Genomic DNA, 17,928 nt, shown 5'->3' with positions numbered 1-17,928 from the left:
GCGCTTTCACCTCAGCACTTGAGGGGTAGGATTTACACCTACAAAGTCATTCAGTTTAGAGATAAAATCTCTAGGATAATCCTCCAAGACCTTTACAGGTTCTAGTTTCTATCCAACAAATCACACCCAACCGATTGAGTCTTGGCCACTGCGGTATTGATTTCCGATGACTATGCAGAATTTGTAACCAGTTAGCGCAGTGATGCGATCGCGCAAGCTAGACAGAACCTCTGTCCAAGTCAGGGGTTTCAAAAACACGCTGTTGGAGTAGAGGTAATCACATCCGTAGTCCCCGTAAATACACTCCAGGCGAGGAACAGGCAGAGTTTTACCCAACATTCTGATTTGATTCTGTTGCCACTCCAGTTTCAAGCAGTGTTGGTAGAGCGAGTTGGCTTGTTCAAGACTTAAGAAATCGGGATAGTAAGTGATGGGTAAAACTGGGGTTGATTCAGCAAATAAATTGAGTTGTTGCATGGTAGTTCTCTCAAATTTTGAAACTGCTGTTAGTTCTGTTCGGCTTTAAAAACCTCAACCAAAATACTTTCTGGATACAAACCAACTTTTCCAAATCTGGGGTCATGAATGCGTTCTATTTCTATGCCTTGTTTTCGACACAATGCACTTGCTTTTCTACCTTTAGTACCGGCTTCTTTTACCGATATTTCTAAACCTTGAAGATTGGCGAATCCAACAACACTGTATTTGTGACCGCATGGGGTATTTACCCTGTCTTGCTCAACTTCAACAGCTTTGAGTCTCGCTAAGATTTGAGTCTGTTGCTGTTGTTGTTGGAGTAAATGCTGTTCTTGCTCTGCCAAATGTTTAGCTAGAGCAGCAAGTAACTGTATTTGAGTCATCGCTGTTTCGCTATTTGAGGCGGGTTTTGTCCAACCCAATTTATCTTGAATCCATGCCCGAATGCCGATGGTGTTGAATGAACGGCATACTAATCGGGCTTGTTTAGTGCAGTATCGCCCTGCCTCGTAAGCGTAGTACTCTAGGATGATTGCGATCGCAGTGTCTGGGATACCACTGGTTCTCCAATCAGTTAGGTTCGCGGTATCAAAGCCATGTTGCATAAGCATTTGAGCCAGTTTGGAGGGTTCCAGGTTCGCGCTCTCTAATGCTTTACCGATAGCTTTATCACTAACCCCAGCAAGTCTTGCAGTTGCCCGAAGGCTAGCTTTCGCTTGACCATTAGCCTCAACTTCAATCTCTTGTTTTATCTGTTCGATTATTTCGGCAATTTCAATTTGTGACATAACTTTAATTGGGTGATAATTTTTGTTGTGTGATTAGAGAGACTTAAACATTTACTCGCACTAAACTTTTTTCCCCGACTAGTGAAAAATGATTAGATATAGTCGGTGATGGAGTTAAGGTTGGCGACATCAATTCAACAACGTAAAACCAAGAATTATTTACCAGCGCTATCCCCAAAATCAGCCGTTGCTTTGTTGCTTTATCGTGAGAACAGAACATCACTCTTTCGCCCAGAACAAAAGCAGATTTTTGCACGTTGAGGGTTTCTAACTGACCTGTGGAGATGATTTGATGCTGTGTTGCATGGAGTATTTCATTACCGCAATCAACGGAATAAAGCCAACATTCATGTTTCCATTGAATACCACAGCAATAGCCGAATGTTCTGGTGGTTCGGAGGTATACTCTCTCCAGTAAATTGACCTCAACAGGTGGAATTGTTCGACCCCAAGGTGGGGAGAGATACCAGCTTGTTTCAAGAGCAGTAATTAACTTAATCATGCGTTTTTCTGTTGTTGAGATAAAATTCTTTTGAGTCGCTCAAAGATAGGTGCAGCACATTGGGGAACAATGGTATTGCCTAGAGCCATCAACTGTTGTTTGTGTTGTCTTCTGATGCTTTGGTATTCTGCATAGAGTTGGCGATATTCTCGTTGGCTATTTGGCGTAAGCGCTGCAATTTCTCTACGACTGAGCCGACTGAAGCTGGGGATTGTGGCAGCGGCAAGCCAATCTGTAATTCCTGTGTAGGTAAGGAGACATTTGTCCAACCTTGTGGGAAGCCCATCATTGCCTCCACGAAATTTACACAGAGCGATACCTGCGGCACGCCCAAGGGCGAACGCTGGGAATTTAACTCAGTAGTGTGATAATCTCTGGAAGTCATCATCATCACCGCCGCCGACAGATGCAGCGTTTGTCCGCTTTTGTGTGTACTGACTCCAGGATGTTCCCCGTCTTGCGCTTTGGGAGTTGGTAGCAATAATCCAAACTCGTTCTCGCAAGTGGACGGCTCCCACCGAAGCTGCCGAAACAATTCCCCATTCAACATCAAACCCCAACGAGGTAAGCTGCCACAGTATGGAACGGAAAAATTGACTTCCCTCAGCAGTAATGAGTCCGGGTACGTTTTCCACAATCGCCCATCTTGATCGAACTTCGCAAAGGATTCTAAAGAATTCCCCGAACAGGTTGCGCTCGTCTTGGGATGCAAGGCGCTTTCCGGCGAGGCTGAAGGGAGGGCAGGGGAGTCCGGCGATGATACCGTCAATTTCTCTAACTCCGACTCGCAAAAGAGACTCAGTTGTAATGTCATGAATATCTGGAATAATTGGAATATGTGGAAAGCGCAGATTTAAAACTTGTTGGCAGTAAGAGTTAATCTCGCAAAATGCCACAGTTTCAAAACCACCGCTAATCAAGTGACCGAGGGTGAAGCCACCAATATCAGAACAAAGGTCAAGGACTTTTTGAGTTTCCAAGGGAGTGATTTGTTCTGTCATGTTTTTCTCCCTAACAAGTAATTAATTGCTTCTGGATCAAAAGAGGTGATACGTTTTTTAATTGATTGTGGTGGGTTATCAAAAAACTGCTTAAGATGCCATTTCCGAATCTGATAATGTCTAGCAGAGCGTTTTGTAGCTTTGAGCCATCCTCGTTTTACCCATCTTGTAACAGTTGAGAAATTCAATTGAAGAACTTGAGCAATTTCTTGACAAGAATAGTTATCAAGAGTGGGACGGGCTGAATAACCTAAGCTATTTAACTTCAGAGAAATTGCAATTGGTGTGCGTTGATATCCTCGTCTTTTTAAGATTGAAGCTATTTGTTTGACTGTATAGACTTCAGCTTTCGCCTCAATAATTGCTAGTTCTTCATCAGTCCATTTGATACTCATAATCTCACCTCCCCTATTGATGCAGATTTAGTATCAGAATATTCTTTGACAATCCGAGCGCTAATAGATTCAAAATCCACTTGAAAGATGTTCATATCTGTGACCATTTCCCCAGTGTTGTAGCGGTCTACTATGTGCTGTTTAATTGCGGATTGATTCAGCCCATCAGGGATATCGATGTGCGCTTCACTGATGATTTTTTCGACTATTGTGACAATGACTTTCATGGTTTTTATTCCTATCTGATTAATTCAGGATTCAGAAATAAAACTTCTTCTGAATCCTGACTTTCGATTTACACTGCCCCAGTCTTTACTGCCTGTAACTGTTGCATCCATGCCCTAATTGCTGCTAATTCATCAGCACCGTCAGCAACAGCATCAACAACCTGCTTCTGATAAGAAAATTCAGCATGATTGGGATATTCACACTTGTTTGAAGCCCAAGCCAAACACATGGTTTTGATTAGTTCATTAATCTGGTTAATATCAAGTAAACTTGGGCGGTCAACATCTTGAAATTGCAACCACTCTCTGACCAAATCAAGCGGATAATCAAGCAAAGTACGAATATTTTTTACTCGCAAGTCTTGTGTAGGTACTGCTTGAGGGACTACGCTAAGTTTTGGTGGAGTCAGTGGGGGTTCGGGAATCGAGTTTGAAGTTGCACCCAATAAAGATTGGATGTCACGAATGATAGTTGCCCAATTCAAATCTCTACTCCATTCCCTGTAAATCTTGGATTTGGTTGCAGCATCGTAAAGATTACAGAAAACCGTGTTCTCTTCGCCAGCATTAGCGACAATAATCAGTGCTTTGGAAAAATCTTGAATTAATGATGCAGCTAAAAGAAAGCTTTTAGCGAAGTTGGTTTCAATACCAGTTCTTATGATGTAAAGTTCATCAGCATTCACGACAATATCCAGCTTTAGGTTGTCCTTTCCTTTGAATTCTTTAGTTGTCAATCGCAGTTCTGACAGATACCCAGTTAACGCTCTTTGAGTCACGGGTATTTTCTTATCCTGGCTGATGTTGAACTTGTACCAAACGTAAGATTCCCCATCTACTTCCCCCTGGTTGACAAATAAATAGATAGGTTCGGGAGGGTTGCATAAACCTAGTTTGATTTCAGCAATCATGTTTTGTTGATCTGTGCAATAATTAGTGGTTTGTAAAACTAAAAATCCTCAGCAATCTCCAACAAAAAGCCGCATCCTGTGTTCTGTACTTGCACCAGTTCTTTATCCAGCAGTGTTTGAATGACTGAATTTGAAACTTTGCATTGGAGAGAGTGCAGAGGAACACAGCCACCGCAAAGCTGAATCGAACGGAGCAAATGATTGGCCCTACGGTCAAAATTGCTTGTAGAATTAGCCATTGTTTGCGCCTCTAGTTAGTATGGTTAACTGTCGGTTGAGAATGCTTATCTGTTGTTGATAAAAGTCAATCTCTGCGGTAATTTCGCGGAATAATTCTTCTGGCGTGAGCGGTTGGATTTGATCCTCTTGCAAGTACGATATTTCATCAGAATTCTTCTTAGGCATCAATACATAACGCCATCCTTCATCAAATTGTTCACCCAATTCTGTACCAGATGGGTAGTAGTAAAGTCCTAGAATCGTGCCTTGTTCTGTACGCTGATCCAAAGCAAAGCGAGGGTAGCCCCAGTGTTGGGGGATTGCGATTGTCGGTTGCATTGATTTAATGGAGGATTGGTGAATAAATAATTAGGGAAAGGGGGAAAGGGCAAAGGGGAAGGGAATGAATAAATTTCCCTTTAACCCTTCTCCTTTAACCTTTTCCCAGGCGAAGCCCAAGACTACGCCGTGACTAACTCCGCTCTCTCCAGCAGTCGTTGCAATTTATTGCCAGTTAGCTGTTCTAACGGTTGCTCTAAAAAATATTTATCAAAAATGGATTTGCCATCAGTAGACACATCCACCATCGACAGCGATCGCACTGCTTCCATTGCAGAATCACAGGCTATACGCTGGGTTTCGTCTGCTATGCGTGTGAACCACCAGCCGCCGTCAGTTTGCCCTACTTCACCTAGTTTGATGTCATTCTGGTAAATGCCGTCGTTGAGTATTTCAAACTCGTACTTTTCACATTCCGCGAAAATCTGCACCATGATTTCGTTACCAGTGGTCGCAGTTTCTTCAACCTCAGTTTGTGTGGGTACTGGTTCGTTGAGTGTTCCATCTTGGTGATGCCATTCAATGAAGCGGTTGCATCTTGCCCAGGTGTTAGCTCGGAATTTTTCAGTGCCGTTTACCATCACTACCCAAGGCTGGGTTAGATTATCGTCATGGCTGATGCTGGCTACCAGTTGATTACCAGCATAATATTCGTGATGGTCAAACGAGATTTCGACTATTGTGAGCGGTTCGGGAGCAACAGCTTGGGCTTGGGTTGCGATGTAGTCGTCGAGTTCGGCTTGAGCAAGGGCTTGGTTGTCTGGGGCAACAGAAGTGAGTTTCTGAATCTTGCTTGCCTGATATTCAGCGATCGCCTCCGGCGCGCGGGACGCGATCGCAGTAATCCAAGAATCTTTACAACGTTTGTCGCTTACTTCGACTGTGCAGCCCATCTCGCTGTAGATTTGCTTGAGACGGGCAATAGATTTCAGTTGCAGCTGTTGATGGCTGTAGATGATATAGGTCATAATTAAAATTCCCTGTACGAGTGTATGGGTTTTTCAAAAGGCGATCGCACGAAGTTTCTCAGGCTGTGGGCGGTCGTCTTTTGTTATGTACCTATATTACTATTTTGGTTAGTAAGAGTCAAGTAACATCCTGAATTTTCTGAGGTAATTTTACTAACGGGCATCCCAGAAAATCCTCAATTTTAATAGAAAGTGCTTGACATATACCTTCTAGCTTTTCAGTGGAAACTGTGGGTGCTGAGTTTCTTGGACTTGATTCTGGATATTCTCCGCGCTCCAAATGCTGAATTAATTGATAAGCACAACCAGCGCGTTTAGCCAGAGACTGCATAGACTCTGTACCTCGTAAAATTTTCAGTTTTCTGCCCAATTCCTTATTCCATCGAATAGACGCAATTAAGCTTTTATCGATAATCATTAATTCATTACCCAATTCACCAATTGCATTAGTAGACATGATACACTGATATTACTAATTTGATTAGTAAAAAAAGACAAAACTACCCAATTAAAGTATGACTGCGATCGCTCGTAGTCTTTGCAATGCAATCAAAAAGGAGGCGAATAGACAAAGAATGGTAAGCCTTCAAACCTTGCAAGGGATGTTTTACTAGAGGAGATGAACAATAACCCTAGTAAAAAACGTCGTAGAAAGGGCGAGGGTAATGGATCTATTCACTGGCGCACCATAACTAAAAACGGCATAAGGGGGAGGGAAGCGGGAGCATCTACTGGCGAACCATTACCAAGAAAGGCAGAGATTATCCCCAGGCTCACTATCACTACGAGTTTTGGAGCCAGGGGGATCGCAAGCGTCAAGTCGTCGAAGTATATTCCCAAGCGGTTGCTGAAGTGAGTTCAGGAGATGGAGCGGAAGAAGGCGGCGGTTAGGGAGATTTTGCAGGTGTTGGGGTCATGAAATCATCAAAGCAGAATTAGGGCAAACGCACGGTATTTTTGAAACCCTTACAGCATAAGGATATTGATGAAAAAATCGGCTAAATTGAGAAACGCCGAAATCCTTGCTATTAAAGGATTATTATCTTTGAGATACATTTGCCTTGATTTTAGCTACTATCGTAAATATACTGAATATTGCTAATATCAATCTGGAATCAGGTTCTGTATATTTGTAGCTTTGTATAGACACTACTTAGAATAACCGCTATGCACATTAGTATAACAGACGACTGGAAAAAACGTTTTCATGCGGCTTCTTGGTAGATTTTGATAGTTAGTTAAGGCTGACAGTAGAATAGCCAAAAAGTGAATACAACTTATTAAAAAGGTACTGTTTAGAGAAACAAGAGTTAAAACGACAGGTTATACGTTCTTTAAATTGTAGTTTAACTGTCCCTATCGAATTGAATCAGTAAGAAAACCTAAAATCGCTCAATTCCTAAAAAAAAATGAGGTGTTCTATGTCTTCTGTAATAAAGCCGAATGTTGACGAATTGCAAAAAGACGTTATCAATTTGCTACAGCATACCAGCAAACTCATGGAACGCGCTGGTAAGACGCTTTCAAATGCAAGCTCTCATAATCAGTATGTGGAATCTAAGAGGCTGTTTGAAAAGTCAGGAATGTTGTAAAAAAGCTCTCCCAGTATACGCTCTTGATAGATAACAAACAGCACTGAGAGAGTGGTATGAGTAAAGCTTACCCCAGCAACCTGAGTTGGGAGCAATATAAATTGATTAGTGACCTAATTCCGGAAGCGAAACTGGGTGGTCGAAAACGTGAAGTCGATATGTGGGCGGTTCTTAACGCGATTTTCTACATTTTGGTAGAAGGAGTCAGATGGCGATCGCTACCAGGAGATTTTCCCGCTTGGCAGACAGTGTACACATATTTCCGCAATTGGCGTAAAGACGGGACATGGCTACACATCCACGACAGCTTGCGAGAATGGACGAGAATTGAACACGAACGCCATCCGAGTCCATCAGAAGCGATAATCGACAGTCAAAGCGTTAAGAGTGCAGCGATGGTGAGTCAAGAAGTAGGCTTTGATGCGGGCAAGAAAATCAAAGGGCGCAAGCGATTTATGACAGTTGATACCTTGGGGTTAGTTTTACGGGTCTTGGTCACAGCTGCCAGTGTGGGTGAGCGTCAAGGGGGCAAACAAGTTCTCCAACGAGTCAAACAATCTAACACCCAGGTATCTCGTTTGACAACCCTCTGGGTAGATGGCGGCTTTGACGGTGAGGCGTTCATGCAGTGGGTAATGGATTTTTGCCGTTGGATTGTCCAGGTGGTTCTGCGACCTGAGCAAACCAAGGGCTTTGTATTGCTCAAAAAACGTTGGGTAGTGGAGCGTACTTTCGGTTGGCTGATGGGATGTCGGCGATTAGTTAGAGACTATGAGTTATTGCCCGAAACATCCGAGACGTTTATTTACCTTGCCATGATCCGGATCATGGTGAGGCGACTGGCATAAAATTTGACCCCTCAAAACTTTTCAAACACCCTCTAAGGGGTCGAGATTGGGAGGATGTGGAAGACACTGATTATTCCGATATTGAACAAGGCCGCTTATCACAAATCCTACAACAACTTCATCAAGTTCTAATTCAACCAATTGCCGATCTACTGCCCACAGAAGATACTGCCAAAGTTATCTTTATGCCTCAAGGATCTCTGTTTTTGATTCCCTTCCCAGCTCTGAAAGATTACTCGAATAAATATTTGATTGAAAAACACACAATTCTCACTGCTCCTTCAATTCAGGTATTGGAGTTAACACGCCAACAACAAGCAACAGTTCAGCAAGCTGCTCTTCAAGAGGTATTAGTGCTAGGAAATCCAACTATGCCACTTCATCTAAGACCTTTGCCAGGGGCAGAAGAGGAGGCAATAGCGATCGCAAACCTTCTTCAGACTCAAGCTATTACGGGAGGTGATGGCACTAAAGAGAGAATTGTAAATAAAATGTTACAAGCAAAAATTATTCATCTAGCCACTCACGGATTACTAGATAATGATCGGGGATTGGGTAGTGCGATCGCCCTAGCTCCTTCTGATAATGATAATGGTCTGCTTACTGCTGAAGAAATCTTAGACCTTAATCTAAAAGCGGAATTGGTAGTTCTCAGTGCCTGTGATACAGGACGGGGACGATTGACAGGAGATGGAGTGATTGGATTATCTCGATCCTTTATTTCTGCGGGTGTTCCTAGTGTGCTGGTATCTCTGTGGGCTATACCGGATGCGCCCACAGCGTCGTTAATGACTGAATTTTATCGTACTTGGCAACAGCAACCAGACAAAGCCGTTGCACTGCGTCAGGCAATGTTGGTAACGATGCAACAACACCCTAATCCAAGAGATTGGGCTGCTTTCATCATTATTGGTGAGGCGGAATAGGCTTTGCTAGATGGCGTTGCATAAATGCAATTTCTCTAGGGAATACCAAACCACCCTCCTGTATCTCCTCCGGCACAACAGTCTCCCTGACAACCGGAAAAATTTTCGTCTGCCAGTCGCTTAAACTCGTCTACAGCACTGATATCTTGTTCCTCATAGCCCGCAGGGTGAAAAATTCTGCCAATGTATTTTCCTTGTAAACGAATTTGTCCAATGACATAAATGTCGTCTCCAACGCTGTAAACGCCCTGACTAGCATTGCGGGAGTAAATTGCAATATAACCTCCATCATTGCCTTGATAGCGATTGACCGTTGGCAAAATACGCTCTTGGTAGCCAGGGGACGGATGATTGATGATACCTCCCTCACCTACATATACTCGAAAATCTTCAGGAAGCATCCTGTTTTCCCAATCGATATTGTTTACCATCTTATTTTTTTGAACTTAAGTAGAAGTCTTTAAAATTTGAGGACAGGGTGCTGAATTACACCATGACAATTGTAGTTAGCCAAATGGTAATAGTTGTCCGAAATAATACTTAATTTTTTTATAATTTTTATGCCGCATCAGATAGTATTCTAGATTTTTACTTTGGTTAGCAAAATAATTTATCTTTAAGAAGAAAACTATATCCTCAAGGATTAAACATGCAGTATGAATCGTCTGATAAAAATTTAATACGCATGAAAATCCCAAATCCTCAAGGTGCTTCAGGAAAATATTTTGAACAAATTTCTCATACTTGTGTGATGACTGGAATGCAAATCCGCAAGGGTGACATTATTGATGCAGTAACACCAATTTTTCAACCTCTTGAAGCAGATCGCTCTATTAGACCCGAAGTTTATATTGGGAAACAGCAGGGAGGACATGGAGGCGGTGGAGATATTTTCTTACAATTCGGGTATGTAATAGTTGGTCTACGCTTTCAAACTGTGAATTACTACGGACACGGAGCTATCAATTCCCTCAGCCTGATTTGGCGCAGGTGGTTGAATGGGCAGGTTACTAATGAAGAACTTATCAGCGAACCATTGATACCTCAACTGCCATCTTACGTTAAGACATTTGGCTCTGCTGAAAAGGTAGAAGTGTATGTACCTGATGAATACGTGGCAATAGGTATTTGTGGAAAAGCTTCCAGTTATCTGAACACTCTGTCTCTCATAGCTGGTAAACCTGCTTTTAATATATCTGCAATTGTACGAATGCAAGATATTAACGCTCTTGTACGAGTAAACCTCCAACAGATGGAGCAAAAACTAATTGACGAGCAAAGAGATGCAGATGAAGCAGCCGAATGCGATCGCCAACGCATTCAGCAAGAGTACCAACAAAAGCTGGCCGACCAAGATGCAACTAATTATCAGTTAAGTTGTGAGTTTTCAGGGGGAATGAGAAACGCTACAGATGGGTTGTCAGTGGTAACAATTAATAATGATGATTCCGAAGCCTTCGATGGTAAGCTCCGTTTGCTGTATTCAAATCGCAGTTGTATCCGAGCTAATTTTGAATTAAAAGAGCAAGCTAATTTTGCAATCCTTTACCTCAGCCATCTCTCTTCTGGAATGGGAGGTAGAAAAGGGTATTCACCAGTGAATATTGAGGTTAATAACAAGTGTATAGCTGCTAACCATGACCCCCGAAGTGATAATTCTACTGTTGATCGCTTTGAAATTACTTCCTATCTTCATGTCGGCAGTAACGAAATAACCATCACCCTTGGCGATTCCACGACACACTACTGGATAGAATGGCTGAAATTATTAATAAATTTAACTCCTAGTTTCTAAAGCCCGATTGGGGTAAGAGTACTGTCAGTAGACTGAAAAGTTTTGCGATTGCTCTGTGATGGATAACAGTGAACTACTTTAACCTATACCGCAACCAACCAATCGCACACCACAGACGTACACCCCCAAGCAAAGTTAACCCAAACCTGCCACTGCCCCAGATAAGCATTCCAGTAAGGCTCACCATCAGCAACGCCGACAGCCTCGCCAACTTTTGAGACTAATTCACTGTAGAAGTTCCCAGCGCTATTTAGCCCAAGCTGCATTTTCACCATCAGCCCCTTCCATCGTTGAATAGCAATATTTTCTGGGGTATGTGGTGCTGTGTCAATGACTGGTGTAGTTGTACTTATATTATTGCTGACTGACACCGAATCCCTTGAAAATGCTTCATCCCGATTTAACCACTGCCCAAAAATCGAATCACGCTCATCATAAGGGGCAACGAATTGGTAAACACACTCCCGATTTTCACGCTTACCCAACCGACCGATATAATCGAGTTTCAAATCAATTTTGGCAAGTAATTTCTGTGCGATCGCAATCGGGGTCAGTTTTTCCGAGACACTGACATTCAGGTAATTCTTGATAACGTGCCGATGCGTTACAGCCAGTGCCTTAAACTCCACCATCTTCTCGTCGCTGCCACGTAGCTGAACGTCTGGTGTAAGAAACTGCAATAGATTCAGATTTTCCAGTAACAACACAGCCGGCAATAGCTGCCCCTTGTTAAAGTCAGGTTTCCAAATCGAATTTTCCCCAGCTTCTAACTGTGCCTTAGCCCGTTTAGCATCACGGTTCGTCAGATGATAAATAAATCTTTCCCTGAGTGCTGCCCAAAACATTCTGTACCAGTTGTTTGAGGTTTTTGAGAACAGATACCCGACGTTTTTGCACTTCAGTACCAGAGTTGAGAAGATGCCAGAATACTTGGTCGCACTCGTCAATAATTATGACATCATTAGACCAGTCATTGGGATTGAAACGGGCAAGGCTATCCTGATGCAGTGAATCAACACACACCCCATATCCCAACAATGTGCCTGTTTGATTCGTATGGACTTCAGTAACATAGTTAACACCGAAGCGATTACACAATGCTTCGCCCAGTTGGATACGATGGGTGATAATTAACACCCTGCGTTCTTGGTCATGGGCTTTAGCCACCTCAGTTGCCAGCCATTCGGTTTTACCAGTGCCTTTGGGGGCTTTGAGTATGATAAGTTTTTCGCCTTCGGGAACAAGCAGATGACCCAAGAATCTTTGGTTAAGTGCGATTGACGGCGGGTAAGTCAGCAGGGTGAACAGTTTAATCTCCCATAATTCCAGTGCAACAGCTGTGTTGTAGAGCGCGTCAAAAGCTGACTGTCCTTTGGCAACGATAAAATCATCAACCCCTTTCTCTTGGCCAAAAGGTAAATCAATCACTCGCAGCGAACAGCCCTCATTTACCAGTAGCCGTCCCATGCGACTGATGGCGGTTCTGACTCGCTGGACTGTCTCAGGTTTATTGTCCTGGTCAAAACAAATGTTGACAAGTCTCCCCTCTGTTGCAAAATGCTTCAAGTCGGGAATCAGAGAGGGTTTACCAATAGCAGTACCGTACTCATCAGTAGGTGTGCGGTATCCAGCATTGACACCGGGAATTGCGATCGCAGCATAACCAGCAGTCAATAATGCCCCCGCTTTTTTGACACCTTCTACAATTGTCACTGGTACATTGTGCCGCCAAACCCAGTGCCAGAAACCCCCAGGATGCTGTAGGTCTTCTTCTGTGATGGGGATGCCGCTACGATTGGAGACTTTCACCCAGATGCGATTTGGTACTAAGAGGAAAAAAGTGCGTGTCTCTTCTCTGTATGGGTGTTCGTACTTGATGAATTTGTGGATCTTTTGGCGATCTCTTCGGGGGTGGTCGGGTTTGAAACAGCCCCACATCATTAGGGCGTAGTTGTTGAGCGGGTCAACGCCATTGCACCACCAGCCGCCTAGTTCGATGTGCTGGTATTTCTTCAAGTCCCTGTCTCTGAGCCGTCCATCATTGCGACGGGAGATTTTGGGACTGTAGAGCAGATATTCGTAAGGTGTTGTCCCGTAGAGCGATCGCGCATTCAGATGAAAGATTTCTTCGTCAACGCAACTATTGAGCCATTCTTGTAAATGTTTTGCTTGAGAATCGGTTTCGATTATATTCATATCCCCTCCAGTATTTTGAAGCAATGCAAAGCTTGGGGTATTGAGTCATACCGCCTTTTAGGTTAGTTACGTAGACACAGATCAAAGAAACGTAGTTTTCAGTTCAGCAATCAACAGGACTTGTATTGGTAGTTGTTTTTTTCGTCCTATTGACTGCTTTTTAACCGGACTAAATAGTACAAATGAACTAATGAACTGTCATTCTACATGATCACTGGACTTGTCAGAATCATCTCCCACCTCCGGTATGTGGTCGGAAAGTCAGATTAATCCGAGTGCTAACAACTTTGTTGGTCTTGGGAACCTGATGCAGATGTGTGGACTGACAGCCGGGGTGCATCACGAGCAAGCTGCCGTGTTCGAGCCAGAAATCCGTTGGTCTGCCGCCGATGGCTTTGATTTGGAATTTGCGACATGACCCCAGGCTTATGCTGTACGTTCGCTCATTTTGTCAGGGTGAGAGGAATTAATGTCTTCTTGGGAAAGGAATAGAGCGATCGCGCTCTGGTGCACCAAATTCCTTTAGTCTGTAAGATATGCTGTTGGAGAGGGGCATACGTATAGTGGTCAGCGAGCAGGTAAAAATTAATTCCGAAAGAATTGATGATATTCCCGTGATCATGGAATGGCTAAAAAAGATGGAAATAGCCAAGTTTATTGACCAAAAGCTGAGTCCACCTCATGGAAACCACAAAGGACTGAGCTACGGGCAATTGAGTGTATTGTTATTAACATATATAATTACCCAGTCAGACCATCGGTTGTCGGCTGTGGAACCCTGGGTAGAAGCACAGCGAAAGATTTTAGAGTTAAGTACGGGGTGGTCGATAGGGGAAAAAGATGCCAGTGATGACCGATTAGCAAGGGTAGTCGAAGAGTTAGGTAAGCAGTCAGAGGCAAGGCAGGAAATAGAAGTAAAGTTGGGACGGCATTTGATTCGTGCCTACGAATTACCTACTCTAGTAGCACGAACGGACACAAGTAGTTTTAGTGTGAATCATCAACAGGTAGATTCCCCAGAAGAAAGTCTACTGCGTTATGGCTATTCCAAAGACTTTCGCCCAGACTTGTTGCAATACCGTCAATTACTGGCAACCCTCGACCCAATGGGAATGCCATTGGTCAGCGCCACTCTCGCTGGGAATGGAGCCGATGACCCATTATATTTCCCCACTTTTAACTCCTCCTCAAGTGCTGCGATCGCAGCATCATCGATTTTCCGCTTTGCCCCTGGTGCTTTCTTGATTTCTAATAAGCCTGACAGCCCATCAGTTTTGTACTTCTGCAACCATCTTGTGACCGTTGAAGTATCTCGTGCCAAGCGTTTTCCGATTTCTTGCTGTTCCTTTACTTGTCCGCTTTTGATCCACCACAACATAATAAGTTTTTCTTTCTGGTTTCCCAAGTTGGCTGTTTGCAGACGTTTTTTTAGTTCTTCTTCGCTCTCTGCGATTTCAATCTCAAAAGGACGGCTCATGAGTATTCAAAGATGATTTGGGACTAACACAAGCGTTCATTTGTGATCGCAGCAGAGTTAATTGACAACAGAACTACTCGAACAGCAGATTATAAGAGGATTCCTCTTAATTCTATACACTGGCTAAAATGAGCGGTTGGTAAGGCTTCTAGAAATCTTTTCGATCTACTGAATTTATAAAGAAGGGGAAGGGGAAAAGGTAAAAACCTCGCCTGATGTTAAGCGAAATAATCCTTATTTATGAGGAAGGTAAAAACCTCGCCTGATGTTAAGCGACCTGTTCATCCCTTTCCCCTTTTCCCTTTAACCTTTTCCCCTCTTTTTTATTCATCCGCCAGTTGTACAAAATACCCAATTAAATTCTGACGACTGATGCCAATATTGCTGTTTTACCCAACATAATTTTTGCTTCAATGTAAGTGATGTGTGCGACAAGTTGCTAAAAGCATCTACGCACTCTGTACATTCTTCCAACAATGCTGTGTGCTAGCTCTGTGCATTTAATCGAAGCTATGGGGTGCAGGATATCTACATCAACAATTAAACTATAAGAAGGTGAAAAGAATTATTTTTAAGGTCTGTTAAGTGTGTGGTTCAATCCCTTATCAATTCTTAAATTTAGAATTGCTGCATTTTGCGACAATCTAGCTTAACTAACTCTAGTAAGATCAAGTATATTTTCTGTGTTACAAGTATCGACAATACAAGAAATTGCATCCTTGACTAAAGTTTCGATTTTTTCCTTACTAATTGAAGGCTCAGAAAAGATGAAGTTTAAAATCATTGTGCCTTGGAATGTTGTAATAGCAGCACCAAAAACACCACCAAAAACTGCCTGTGCAGGTACAAAACTAATCTCTTCAAGTTGAAATAAACCATAATCACTGGGAATGTCTATTCGACCAATATTGGTAACACATACTGTCACGGGTGCTTCATTTGGGCGAGACAGAAGAGACTCGTAAATTTTCTTAGACATCAATACTATATTAAAGATATCTTCACTGACTAAACGGACTTTTATTTGTTGTCTGACATCCCGCGCTAAATCCCAAAAATATGTATTTGTGTCTATGTTATGTAAGGTGGTGATAGCCGAAGCTAATATACCTAAGTTTTCCCGATTAACTTCTGGCTTGAAGCGTTTTCTCAAATCAACAGAAGAACTGCAACTCAGGCGTAAATTTGCTTGATTTTTACTTCTAATTTCTCTGGCTACTGCCAACATCATCGCTGCACATAAAGCACCCTGTACCGTTGTTCTTTCTTTTCGGCAAAGTTCTATCAATTGTGCAGTAATTTTTTTATTAAGCTTTTTTTGAACCATGTTACAACGACGTGATTTCGTAGGAACATACTTCTCAAACTTTAGAGTTTCAGGACGATGTAAACTCAGTATTAGTTTGAAGCGCAACAATAATAAAATGCCCTTTATTGCTGCAATTTTTCCTTGCATTGATTTTGGCATCAATTCTTGAATATCTGGAAGTGGATGTAAGCTAGAAATCTTCTCTTCTCTTTCACCGTCTACTATTTTCTGGCAGAAAGTCAAAATTTCTGAATGCAACTGAACAGCTGATAATCCATCTGATATTGCATGGTGCAATGTTGTCAATAAATAATTTAATTTCTCATCTGGAAAAGTAATTAATACTGTACGTAATAAACATTTATCGCTGCCAATAGGTTGATTCAATTCTTCCAAAACAACTTCTTGCCACTGCTCGCTAGACTGCTTAGAAACTACACGCAAAGGAATTTTTATTGCCCCCAAGTCAAAACGAAGACTATCTAAAGTACCGACAATACAAGAATTAAGGCGCGGATGACGAGTTTGAATTAAGTCAAGAGCCTGTCTAACTATTTCTTCTTTTAAGCCTCCCTTAACGCGGCTAATCGTTACTATATTCGAAGAACCAGCACAACGGTTTAAAATTTCCATGCTTTGCTCGTTTTGAGCAAGTTTTCTGTTGCCTGTCATGATTAGTTGACCTAAATTAAATAGTAAAATTTACAGGGAGGGCTTTTAAGCCACGTAAAACTACGTTTTTTCGCCACTCTAGTTTGTCTGAAGCTAACTTTAAATCAGGGAATTGTTGAATAAGTGTGTTAACTGCAATTTGCGCCTGAATACGTGCTAGCCCAGCTCCCAAGCAATAATGAATACCATCACCAAAAGCAACATGGGGATTGGGATCTCGATTAATATTTAAGCGATCGGGATCTGGAAATTGTTCTGGATCTCGGTTAGCAGCCCCCAAGCAAAGAACTACCTTTTCACCTGCTTGAATTGTTTGGTTACCTATTTCAAAGTTCACGGTAGCAATACGAGTTGTTATCTGAACTGGGCTATCGTAGCGAAGTATTTCTTCTACTGCACTTTGGATCATCGTCGGTTCCCTTTTGAGTTGTTCTATTTGGTCGGGATGATTTAACAATGCGAGCATTCCATTGCCGATGGTATTTACTGTGCTTTCTTCACCTGTTGTAAATAACATGATGCAAGTTGCTAATAGTTCCTCTTGACTTAGCTTGTCAGTTTGCTCTCTAGCTGTAATTAAGGCACTAATCAAGTCTGCTTGTGGCTGTTTTTCTCGTTTGGCAATAAGAGCGCGTAAATACTCCTGAAACGCTTCTGTAACCTCATTCATGGCTTCAAATTCTTCTAGTGAAACCAATGAGTCTAAGATACGGGCGAAAACATTAGACCACTGATTAAGCTGGTCTTGATCTTCTTGTGGTATTCCCAACAGCCTACTAATCACCGTGACAGGAAGTGGAATCGCAAAGTCGGCAATAATGTCCATACTCCCCTTGTGCCGAACTTTGTCAAGCAATTCATCCACTATCTCCTGAATACGGGGGCGCATACGCTCAACAACTACAGGAGAAAATACTTTAACTACCAAACTACGTAATCTGGTATGGTCTGGCGGGTCCATATAAAATAAAAGTTGGCTGGCAGTATGGGCAAGGGCATTCAGATTTTTCCCCTTGTCTTGCAGATATTTGTTTCTTTCTTGTATTGATTTTGGCTTGTCCTGACTGCGAACATAACCACTTCTCAAAATTGCTTTGACATCAGCATAGCGTGTAACGAGCCAACCACCTCCAACAAAGTTTTGATGTACGGGAGATTCTGAGCGGAGATGATGGTAAGCTGGATAAGGATTAATGTGAACCTTGGGGTCAAAAAGATTAAATTTAAATGCTTTTGTTGACCCTATTGTTTCGGTTTGATCAGTACTAATAACTTCTTTGTTCATG

Annotated in this window: 22 protein-coding genes and 1 pseudogene; 5 read left to right on the top strand and 18 right to left on the bottom strand. The window is 42.4% G+C overall.

The genetic code is table 11. From position 1 onward, the window contains the following. Window positions 1-120 precede the first annotated feature (120 nt). From LC586_RS17290 to LC586_RS17235, 12 genes are all read right to left on the bottom strand, one after another. Window positions 121-477, bottom strand: a complete 357-nt coding sequence (locus tag LC586_RS17290) for an alpha-ketoglutarate-dependent dioxygenase AlkB family protein (RefSeq protein ID WP_229485986.1) — start codon at window positions 475-477, stop codon at window positions 121-123. Window positions 478-506: 29 nt separating this feature from the next. Next, complete coding sequence (locus tag LC586_RS17285; RefSeq protein WP_229485985.1) at window positions 507-1,265, bottom strand: hypothetical protein; 759 nt, start codon at window positions 1,263-1,265, stop codon at window positions 507-509. A 43-nt stretch (window positions 1,266-1,308) separates the two neighbouring features. Then, the gene (locus LC586_RS17280) at window positions 1,309-1,767 is read right to left on the bottom strand and encodes a DUF1392 domain-containing protein (protein WP_229485984.1); all 459 of its coding nucleotides are present in this window, start codon (window positions 1,765-1,767) and stop codon (window positions 1,309-1,311) included. Continuing rightward, window positions 1,764-2,036 carry a hypothetical protein gene (locus tag LC586_RS17275; protein WP_229485983.1) on the bottom strand — a complete coding sequence of 91 codons (273 nt, stop codon included), beginning with the start codon at window positions 2,034-2,036 and terminating at the stop codon, window positions 1,764-1,766. Before LC586_RS17275 ends, LC586_RS17280 begins: the two co-directional genes overlap by 4 nt. 87 nt (window positions 2,037-2,123) lie before the next feature. Then, window positions 2,124-2,768, bottom strand: coding sequence for a DNA cytosine methyltransferase (locus LC586_RS17270; protein WP_229485982.1), 645 nt, complete (start codon window positions 2,766-2,768; stop codon window positions 2,124-2,126). Then, on the bottom strand, window positions 2,765-3,163 hold the full coding sequence (locus tag LC586_RS17265) for a helix-turn-helix domain-containing protein (protein WP_229485981.1): 399 nt from the start codon (window positions 3,161-3,163) through the stop codon (window positions 2,765-2,767). The genes LC586_RS17270 and LC586_RS17265 overlap by 4 nt, the downstream gene beginning before the upstream one ends. Further along, window positions 3,160-3,390: a hypothetical protein gene (locus LC586_RS17260; RefSeq protein ID WP_229485980.1), complete on the bottom strand. Its 231-nt coding sequence runs from the start codon at window positions 3,388-3,390 to the stop codon at window positions 3,160-3,162. The genes LC586_RS17265 and LC586_RS17260 overlap by 4 nt, the downstream gene beginning before the upstream one ends. 68 nt (window positions 3,391-3,458) lie before the next feature. Beyond that, window positions 3,459-4,301, bottom strand: coding sequence for a hypothetical protein (locus tag LC586_RS17255; protein ID WP_229485979.1), 843 nt, complete (start codon window positions 4,299-4,301; stop codon window positions 3,459-3,461). 38 nt (window positions 4,302-4,339) lie between these two features. Further along, on the bottom strand, window positions 4,340-4,540 hold the full coding sequence (locus LC586_RS17250; RefSeq protein WP_229485978.1) for a hypothetical protein: 201 nt from the start codon (window positions 4,538-4,540) through the stop codon (window positions 4,340-4,342). Next, a complete protein-coding gene (locus LC586_RS17245; protein ID WP_229485977.1) occupies window positions 4,533-4,859 on the bottom strand; it encodes a hypothetical protein in 327 nt (108 codons plus the stop codon). Before LC586_RS17245 ends, LC586_RS17250 begins: the two co-directional genes overlap by 8 nt. Before the next feature lie 122 nt (window positions 4,860-4,981). Next, on the bottom strand, window positions 4,982-5,827 hold the full coding sequence (locus LC586_RS17240; protein ID WP_229485976.1) for a hypothetical protein: 846 nt from the start codon (window positions 5,825-5,827) through the stop codon (window positions 4,982-4,984). Window positions 5,828-5,945: 118 nt separating this feature from the next. After that, window positions 5,946-6,284 carry a helix-turn-helix transcriptional regulator gene (locus LC586_RS17235; RefSeq protein WP_229485975.1) on the bottom strand — a complete coding sequence of 113 codons (339 nt, stop codon included), beginning with the start codon at window positions 6,282-6,284 and terminating at the stop codon, window positions 5,946-5,948. A gap of 964 nt (window positions 6,285-7,248) precedes the next feature. On the opposite strand from LC586_RS17235, the gene LC586_RS17230 reads away from it, so the two are divergent. From LC586_RS17230 to LC586_RS17220, 3 genes are read left to right on the top strand one after another with little or no spacing between them, the layout of a single operon-like run. Next, complete coding sequence (locus LC586_RS17230; protein WP_229485974.1) at window positions 7,249-7,419, top strand: hypothetical protein; 171 nt, start codon at window positions 7,249-7,251, stop codon at window positions 7,417-7,419. A gap of 56 nt (window positions 7,420-7,475) precedes the next feature. After that, window positions 7,476-8,267: an IS5 family transposase gene (locus LC586_RS17225; RefSeq protein ID WP_229485973.1), complete on the top strand. Its 792-nt coding sequence runs from the start codon at window positions 7,476-7,478 to the stop codon at window positions 8,265-8,267. Window positions 8,268-8,323: 56 nt separating this feature from the next. Then, on the top strand, window positions 8,324-9,193 hold the full coding sequence (locus tag LC586_RS17220; protein ID WP_309143382.1) for a CHAT domain-containing protein: 870 nt from the start codon (window positions 8,324-8,326) through the stop codon (window positions 9,191-9,193). A 35-nt stretch (window positions 9,194-9,228) separates the two neighbouring features. Here the strand turns inward: LC586_RS17220 and LC586_RS17215 are convergent, their stop codons facing one another. Next, window positions 9,229-9,624 carry a hypothetical protein gene (locus LC586_RS17215; protein WP_229485972.1) on the bottom strand — a complete coding sequence of 132 codons (396 nt, stop codon included), beginning with the start codon at window positions 9,622-9,624 and terminating at the stop codon, window positions 9,229-9,231. 218 nt (window positions 9,625-9,842) lie between these two features. On the opposite strand from LC586_RS17215, the gene LC586_RS17210 reads away from it, so the two are divergent. Further along, entirely contained in the window at window positions 9,843-10,988 is a 1,146-nt protein-coding gene (locus tag LC586_RS17210; RefSeq protein ID WP_229485971.1) for a hypothetical protein, read from the top strand. An 83-nt stretch (window positions 10,989-11,071) separates the two neighbouring features. Here the strand turns inward: LC586_RS17210 and LC586_RS41155 are convergent, their stop codons facing one another. From LC586_RS41155 to LC586_RS17200, 3 genes are all read right to left on the bottom strand, one after another. Further along, window positions 11,072-11,833 (bottom strand): hypothetical protein, encoded by a 762-nt coding sequence (locus LC586_RS41155; RefSeq protein WP_306423262.1) that lies wholly within the window; start codon window positions 11,831-11,833, stop codon window positions 11,072-11,074. Then, window positions 11,781-13,184 (bottom strand): DUF3854 domain-containing protein, encoded by a 1,404-nt coding sequence (locus LC586_RS17205; protein ID WP_306423261.1) that lies wholly within the window; start codon window positions 13,182-13,184, stop codon window positions 11,781-11,783. Before LC586_RS17205 ends, LC586_RS41155 begins: the two co-directional genes overlap by 53 nt. Before the next feature lie 229 nt (window positions 13,185-13,413). Beyond that, window positions 13,414-13,575, bottom strand: a complete 162-nt coding sequence (locus LC586_RS17200) for an alpha-ketoglutarate-dependent dioxygenase AlkB (RefSeq protein WP_229485990.1) — start codon at window positions 13,573-13,575, stop codon at window positions 13,414-13,416. 145 nt (window positions 13,576-13,720) lie between these two features. Between LC586_RS17200 and LC586_RS42685 the strand changes: the two are divergent. After that, a pseudogene (locus LC586_RS42685) lies at window positions 13,721-14,362 on the top strand (IS1634 family transposase); the annotation flags it as partial. A 948-nt stretch (window positions 14,363-15,310) separates the two neighbouring features. Here LC586_RS42685 and LC586_RS17190 read toward each other — a convergent pair. Together LC586_RS17190 and LC586_RS17185 are read right to left on the bottom strand one after the other, a co-directional pair. Beyond that, a complete protein-coding gene (locus LC586_RS17190; RefSeq protein ID WP_229485969.1) occupies window positions 15,311-16,642 on the bottom strand; it encodes a phthiocerol/phthiodiolone dimycocerosyl transferase family protein in 1,332 nt (443 codons plus the stop codon). 16 nt (window positions 16,643-16,658) lie between these two features. Next, the gene (locus tag LC586_RS17185) at window positions 16,659-17,927 is read right to left on the bottom strand and encodes a cytochrome P450 (RefSeq protein WP_229485968.1); all 1,269 of its coding nucleotides are present in this window, start codon (window positions 17,925-17,927) and stop codon (window positions 16,659-16,661) included. Window position 17,928: the final 1 nt, after the last annotated feature.

The sequence above is a fragment of the Nostoc favosum CHAB5714 genome (genome assembly GCF_020829495.1).
Classification (GTDB): Bacteria; Cyanobacteriota; Cyanobacteriia; order Cyanobacteriales; family Nostocaceae; genus Nostoc; species Nostoc favosum.
The sequence above is the reverse complement of the archived record's forward strand: the minus strand, read 5'-3'. Positions and strand labels throughout refer to the sequence as shown.